This window comes from Streptomyces sp. NPDC051677, assembly GCF_044453465.1.
In the GTDB taxonomy this organism is placed as follows: Bacteria; Actinomycetota; Actinomycetes; order Streptomycetales; family Streptomycetaceae; genus Streptomyces.
Genome location: NZ_JBITCT010000112.1, coordinates 4,684 through 11,740, shown reverse-complemented (window position 1 = coordinate 11,740; position 7,057 = coordinate 4,684). Strand labels below are relative to the sequence as shown.

General features: G+C 64.5%; 5 protein-coding genes and 2 pseudogenes. 5 read left to right on the top strand and 2 right to left on the bottom strand.

The window, feature by feature from the left end:
* Positions 1–112: 112 nt before the first annotated feature.
* Both ACIBAF_RS48490 and ACIBAF_RS48485 read right to left on the bottom strand, forming a co-directional pair.
* Positions 113–535 (bottom strand): hypothetical protein, encoded by a 423-nt coding sequence (locus ACIBAF_RS48490; protein WP_399473137.1) that lies wholly within the window; start codon positions 533–535, stop codon positions 113–115.
* A 243-nt stretch (positions 536–778) separates the two neighbouring features.
* Positions 779–1,186 (bottom strand): hypothetical protein, encoded by a 408-nt coding sequence (locus tag ACIBAF_RS48485; RefSeq protein ID WP_399473135.1) that lies wholly within the window; start codon positions 1,184–1,186, stop codon positions 779–781.
* 966 nt (positions 1,187–2,152) lie between these two features.
* Here ACIBAF_RS48485 and ACIBAF_RS48480 point away from each other — a divergent pair.
* The 5 genes and pseudogenes from ACIBAF_RS48480 to ACIBAF_RS48460 all read left to right on the top strand — a co-directional run bounded on the left by ACIBAF_RS48480 (position 2,153) and on the right by ACIBAF_RS48460 (position 6,284).
* Positions 2,153–2,326, top strand: a complete 174-nt coding sequence (locus ACIBAF_RS48480; RefSeq protein WP_399473133.1) for a hypothetical protein — start codon at positions 2,153–2,155, stop codon at positions 2,324–2,326.
* 407 nt (positions 2,327–2,733) lie between these two features.
* Positions 2,734–3,668, top strand: a pseudogene (locus ACIBAF_RS48475) (transcriptional regulator).
* Positions 3,669–3,723: 55 nt separating this feature from the next.
* Positions 3,724–4,164, top strand: coding sequence for a hypothetical protein (locus ACIBAF_RS48470; RefSeq protein WP_399473131.1), 441 nt, complete (start codon positions 3,724–3,726; stop codon positions 4,162–4,164).
* 648 nt (positions 4,165–4,812) lie between these two features.
* Positions 4,813–5,928 (top strand): annotated as a pseudogene (locus ACIBAF_RS48465) (hypothetical protein).
* Positions 5,925–6,284 carry an ASCH domain-containing protein gene (locus ACIBAF_RS48460; protein ID WP_399473129.1) on the top strand — a complete coding sequence of 120 codons (360 nt, stop codon included), beginning with the start codon at positions 5,925–5,927 and terminating at the stop codon, positions 6,282–6,284. The pseudogene ACIBAF_RS48465 and the gene ACIBAF_RS48460 overlap by 4 nt, the downstream one beginning before the upstream one ends.
* Positions 6,285–7,057: the final 773 nt, after the last annotated feature.

Here is a 7,057-nt window from a genome sequence, read left to right as displayed (position 1 = left end):
GGGCAGAACCCGCCCGTGACGGCCAACTGCCCGCTACACTCCCACCGCTCGACGTTTCCCCAGGTCAAGCCACGAAGTACTGCTGGAGTACTAGGAGACCTCAGTCGTCTGATCAGGCGACGCCCCTAAAGGCGTTGACGTCCTTCGGTGTTCCGTTGGCACCGTCCTGGTGCCACACTTTGAGGTTCACCGTAACGCCTTCGGGGATGTCCTTTGAGTACGAACCACAGGTTCCGTTGCCGTTCGCGGCAGTAGCGGCGTAGATGTGTGTTGCCCCGCCACTAACCCAGCGGGCTTCGACGACGACACGATCACCATCTGCACTGAGGTCGCACGCCTCCCACTTGTCTCCGTTGGCTGTGAAAGTACCTCTACCGACCGGAAGGGCGGTGCACGAGAGGGCTCCACAACTTTGGACGCGGGTATATTCACTGCCATTGGTGCCAGCGGAGGCTGGCGTCACGCTGAGGGCCACTGCTGTCACTGCCATTGCAGCTGAAGTGCAGACTTTTATAGCTGTTCCTTTGATGCCCATTGCCCGTCTCCTTAATTGAATTGGCTTGTTGCAGGATTGGTGCAGAGAATTCGATTAATCTTCTGGCATCTCTGCTTTTGTGCGCAGGTGACCGTGTCGGCGCATGCTTGGAACTGCTGATCTGCATACAAGGGGCGCGTGATGGCCAATATCTTTGAATGCCCGCGTCTGTCGCGATGTGACTATCGTCGCGATGGCAGGCTGCCCTGAAATTTTCGTCAGGGCAGCCCGCAGCCGTGCATCTTAGGCGACGCCCTTAAAGCTGGTGACGTCCTTAGGCGTCCCGCTGGCACCGTTCTGGTGCCACACCTTGAGGTTCACCGTGACACCTTCGGGAATGTCCTTCGTGTACGTGCCGCACGTTCCGGTGCCATTGGCGGCGGTGGCGGAATAGATGTGCGTCGCCCCACCGCTCACCCAGCGAGCTTCCACTATGACTCGATCACCGTCGGACAGAAGGTCGCAAGCCTTCCACTGGTCTCCATTTGCAGTGAAAAAGCCCTCGCCTGCCTCGATGGTCGTGCAGGAGAGAACTCCGCAGTCCTCGAAATCCGTGTATGCGTGGCCGTTAGTGCCGGCCCACGCGGCGGTGGTGCTCAGAGCGACCGTAGTCACAGTGAGGGCAGCAGCGGTGAGCGCCTGCTTGGCCATTCCTCGAATGTTCATTTTTTTCCTCCTGGTGTTTAAGGAGATCGCTGAGGCAATAGCTCCAAGGCGAGGGTGCAGCAGAGGACTCGGAAGACCTCTCCGCGGACGCCAAGGCGACGTAAATTCAGTCGCATGACGTTGTGTTTGACGGCAAATCCTCCGCAGCTGACACCAATGCCTCGGTCGGCGAACGAAGCGGACGAAAGTGGTGATTCGCCGTCACTCGCTCGCGGTGATCAACATGCCGGAGGTGATCGATATAGAACAGGGGTTTACTTCAGGTATGGCGTAAAACGGGTGCCATCAACCTGCACGTGTTGATGTGTGCTCTTGGGGCAACACGTGCGGAAAGTGGAAAATTTTGAAACGAGTTCTCGCTACATGGCCAGAGCTTGCTCTTGGCTGGTAATGGCTCCCCGTTGGGTTGTCGCTTCAGTCGACAGGGCCGCATCGGCTCCCGCGTTCATGCGAAAGGTTGGCCTTCTGGTGGTGTCGCTGACCGTTACCCGCAAGGGGGCCTGGTAGTAGCGCAAGAAAGGGGCGCGTTCTGCAGAGATCTGGGATCGGGCTCATGGCGGGCGGCGGCATTTTTCGAAGCGCGAGTTGATCTTCGATGCCCTTGCTCCAGCCCCATGAGGATAAAAAATGCGAATCACGAGGATTGCTATGCTATGTCTTTTTTATGCGAAATCGCGCGACTGAGTTGGCGATGGCTGAGTTCAGATAGGGTGTGCTTCGCACCACCCACGACGCGTGATGCCGTAAATTGGCCCGGTGACGACTTCATCGCCAGAGAGCACCTTGAAGGCGCTGCGCGCTCGGCACCCAATGGAGACCGCAGCGAGTGGAGGCCCTATGTCGGACGCTGCAGGCACGCAACAATCGAGGCGGAAGCCGCCTTCCCTGCGTGAAGGGAAGAGTCGACAGCGAACCGTTGAGGAAAGGGCGGAGCGCGCTTCCACGATCCGCTTGACCGTCCTTGCGGCGGTTCTAACGGTTTTTGCGGCGGTGTTCCTCGGCTGGATGTGGGGAACTATTGCTCCTCAACCGCCAGGTATTCTAGAGACCTTCGTGCAGGACTTCACGGATGCCACGCAATCGCTCCTCGAGGAGCAGGTAAAGCACCTGTCTCAAGGTGGCTGAATAGACGCCGGCCTTATCGGTTCATGCTGGTCGCTGGGCTAGCCATCGATGTATCTGCGTCCTGTGCGGCGGATGTGGTGTGGTTGTGAGCTTGAGTGGCACCGTAGTCGTCAGGCGAACGAGCGGGGGATCGCACGCAGGGTTTTCGGCATTGAGCATGGCTAAGCCGATGCCGTTGCGTGATCACGTATCTCGTGCCGTCGTGGCCGTCCGGCCCGCTTTCAGCGCTTGCCCCGGTTGCCTTGATGGCGATCCCCCGGGCCCGCTAATCCGGAAGCGGTGACCTGCTGCACTCCACACGTGGCACGCAGCCTGGGTACCGTCATGGGTAGAAGCCCCGACGGATGGAGCACGATGCCTCGCCGCCCGCTGGAACGCCGGTGCCTCACCCCCGGGGGGGCGCGCTGATGCTGGAAGAAGCCGAAGAGATCGGCCGTCGCGCACGTCGCGCACGGCTCCGCCTCGGCATGACGCAAGCCGACCTCGCTGCAGCCCTGGGTAAAACACAGGGCTCCCCGACCTGTTTCGTGAGGCGCGTGCTCTGGCCGAAGTCGCCACAGGCCATGAGCAGGAAGAGGCGTACGCCATCTACGCGGTGTGCTGCAAGTTTGCCCACACTGCCGCGCACGCACTTGGACACCCGGAACTGGTGGCCATGGCATGCGAACGGGCCGCATGGTCTGCGCGGTTGTCGGGCGACCCGGTGATGCCTGCCGTCGCTGACTGGATGCGTGTGTGGGATATGTGGGCAACGGCGGACTGGGACGACTCTGTTGCCTTGTCGGACAAGGCGATTCGCAGTGTGCAGCGGGAGTACGACCGCGGTGACCCTCTGGCTGTTCGGGCCTGGGGGACATTGCAACTGCGCGCTGCTGTCTCTGCCGCGCGCGGCGGTCGCAAGGCCGAAGCGAAGGACCGGATCAAGCACGCGCGGAGTGCAGCCAAGCGGATGCAGGAAGCCGCCGGCCCTCCGGTGTACGACCGCCACAGCCTGACCTTCTCGCCGGGCAACGTGCAGATCCACGCGATCAGCGTCGCCCTGGAGATGCATGAGCAACGTGAGGCGCTGTCGATAAACCGGCGCACGAGCAAGGAGCTGGTCGCGTCTCTTCCCAACTCCCGTCAAGGGCACCATCACATGGACCTTGCCCGCGCGTGGCTGTGGGACGGGAACCGCGACAAGGCTCTGAAGGAACTGGAGAAGGCTGAGGAGATCGCGCCCCAACTCGTCCGCAATCACCCCATCGCACGGTCAACGCTGCGCAGCATCGTGTACGCCGAACGGGCAAGCACTCGTGAGAAGCTGCGTCGCATGTCAGACCGCTTCCACCTCGACGGCTGACGGTCATATTCCTGCGGTTCATATTGGGCCCCGAGCGCACACTTAGCTTCGGGGCATGGCCGAACGAACCTCGCAGCAACTCCCCGCCTCCCAGACCGCTTTGGGTGCAGGCAGCCCCTTCCATCCCCGCCTTGGCGATCTCGCCATCGATCTGGCCAAGGCGGGGACGATCGGGGTCGTCGTCGCGCTGCCAAGTGACAGCTCGGCGTCCTACCAACTCCGTCCGCCTGGCGGTGGCGCGGATTGGCGTGCAAGGTCCGACGGAACCACCCTCCGCCCCGTGCCGGTGCCGGTCACGCACGTCACGCCCGTACGGCGCGACGCCGTGTACGACCCCCGTGCGCAGCAGGCCGCCATGGCGGTCACCGTCCACTACGAGGACGGAGGCACCTGTGAGTCGTTGCTCGTCCTCACCCCTGCGCAAGTCGAGCTGTACTACAACCAGCTCGGCCGCATGATCCATGCGAGGGAATCGGCGCAGGATCGTCGGCGGTGAGCCCGGACGTGCTGATGCTCGCCCCACCGACCTCTGCACGTGCCTTCGTGCGGCCTCCCGTCGCATTCCGGTGTGAAGCCACCGCCCACGACCTCAGTGGCTCCCGTGAAGTCTTGCTCGCCGCTTATCGAGGCCGTTCCCCACGCCTCGCGGCCCGGTGGCTGAGAGCGTCCGCTCACCGTTTCGCACGGCTGCTGTCCCCGGACGGCGGGGCTCTGGGCCTCAATGACGCACCGCTCGTTCTCGCTGGGTCGGAAGTCCCGCGCCCTGATGTCGAGTTACGCGCTTGGGCCGAGTGCGATCGGGCGTACGAGCAAGCTCTTCGCGCCCTCGCCGCAGGCCGCGCGTTTGTGTTCACCGTGGCGGACTACGACGCTCGGTACTGCCTTCGCGTGTACCCGCTGCCGACTCGCCGGCCTCGCCTTCCGCAGCATCCTGCCGTGGCCGGGGGGCTACCCCACCCCTCCGTAAGGGCGGGCCGTCACCGACGTCCCCGCGGGCGTCGTCCGACCCGATGACTCCCGCCCCCGCGTCTTTTCCGGTTCCCCCCGGCGCGGGGGCGGGTCCCCACGCAATCGCAGCTCTACCGCTGACGAACACTCGCCGCTCTGCGGCGCTGTCCTGCCCATCTACCGAGGGGAAGACGTGGTGACCATCTATCCCGTATCGCCGAACACCGTGCTGGCCAACGCGCTGACGAGTGCTGAGGACCTGCTGATGCCGCACATCGCCCAGGTGGCTCCGGAACGCATCGTGTTCGTGGTGGGAACGCAGATCAACGGAGCACCGCACATCGGAACGTCCCTGGTTCAGTCGCTCACGTTCGCCACGGCGGCCCGGATCCGGGACAGGTTCGGCGTACCGGCGGAAGTTCAGTTCAGCGCACTCGACAACGCCCCGTATGCCATCGTCAGCGACAAGGAGACCGGTCACCGCTACCAGCGTGCCTACGCGCACGCCCTGGGCGAGGTGGGCATCGCTGACCAGGTCGACAAGCTGTACCGGCCGCTGTTCACCGCGCTGTCCGAGCGCCTGGACGTGCCGTACTCCGTCGAGACCTAAAGCCAGCAGCAGGCGGGCGAGCACTTCCGCCGTACCTGGCTGCTTCTGCTGCCCCGCCTGGACGCCGCGCGCTGGCATCTGTCTCCGTCGTCCGGTGTGCCACACGTTCGTGTTCCCTGCCCGCGCCCTGGCTGCGGGTGGGCCGAGAAGTACGCCGAACGCACCCATGTCCGTGACGACGGTTTCGAGCGGGCAACCATCTCGGCTGTGTGCCTGCACCACGGTGAATACGAGGTCGGCATCGAACCCGCGACGGGGGGATACCTCGACCTCGCCACGCTGTACCGCAACCTCGTCAAGGAATTGGCGGTCGTTGGAGCGCGAGGCACGCTGTACGTCATGGTCAAGGGCGGCGACTGGATGCCCGGTTGTCTGCTCGTCGACGGCGCCCTACAGGCTGTGGGCCTCACTCGCGGACAGATGACCGCCCGGCTCTTCTGCCCCCAGGTGGTCACGGACACGGGCGCGAAGCTGTCCAAGTCCCTCATCCGAGAGGGGCGCGCGCCCTTGCCCGACGGTGCGGCCCCGTGGATGCTCGACACCCGCGAGTGGCCTGGCTCGTTGGGAGAGTACGTCGATCGCCTCCTCGGTCTGACCGACGTGTTACTCGCCGACCCACGCCATTTTTTCCGCTCGTACTCGGCCTGTGAACTCGGCCGGCTCATGTCCGCTGCAACAGCAAGGAGCGTTCCCGCCCCATGACGGAGACTGCCGCCGCGCGCGTCCGTGAACTGAACCTCTACCGCCGTTACTTCGACCTCGTCGCCGCTGGTCAGAAGACGATCGAGGTGCGGGTGAAGTACCCCCACCTCGAAGACCTGGCTGCCGGAGACATCATCCGCTTCCGCATCAAGGGCACCGAAGAGACGTGTGACGTCCTGGTGAAGCGGGTCACGGAGTACAAGACGTTCGAGGAACTGCTTGACGGGGAGGGTCCGGCGAACGTCAACCCGGCCTCCTCCCGTGGGCAGCAGCTCGCCAACATCCGCGATATCTACCCGGCGGAGAAGGAAGCGCTCGGCGCGCTCGCCATCGAAATCGAGCTGCCGCCGCAGTAAGCCCGCCGCGCTGTCCCCGCTCCCCCGAGGGGACTGCTCGCGGCTTCCTGGCGTCCGCCGCTCGTGCCCGTGCTGCGGGCGGCGGACGCCCACAAGAAGAGACCGGACCGCCCCTCAGCCTGGACAGCGATCTGGGGTGGTCCGGTCTTGGAATCCCTGGTCAGGAACCCGGTGCCGATGGTACCGGGGCGCTCGGCGTGCTCGAACGCGGGTGCGGCTGCAACCCAGGTACCCCGCTGTCCAGTTTGAGACGGTCACTGTTGAAGTCCGGTTGTCCGCATCCCAGTTCTGACCTGCACCACCGAAAGTCAGCCACGGCGGTGGGTGCGTCGAACGAGCACCCGTCACGTGTGTCTCCAGCAACCCCCCGCCGGCCTCAGCCACGCTTCCTCCATTCGTCACGGACCTCGACCCCTTCTCGGCCTGGGCGTTGCCGACGAACGGCCTGGCGCATGGGCCTGCCTGCTGCTTTGAAGTCCATCGGCTGCGAAGCGCGGACTGGTCGGATGGCGCGGCCTCGCTTGGTCGGTGTCGGCCTGGTCCTGGTGCTCGGAGTGGTCGCGTTGCTTCCTGGTCTGACTGTTCGCCTCGGCATGGCTGCGCGCTGAGCGGGTGGGGGCCGCCGGAGCGGTGGCGGAGACAAGGAGCGGCGGCGGCCCATGGCCGCCCGCGCGCGCGGGCCGCCGTAGGGGGGCCGCCGTGATTAAGGAAAGTAACACGGGTCAGCTCCGCGGCGCTGGGGCCGTGGCGGGTGAAGCGCCCCGGGCGTGTCC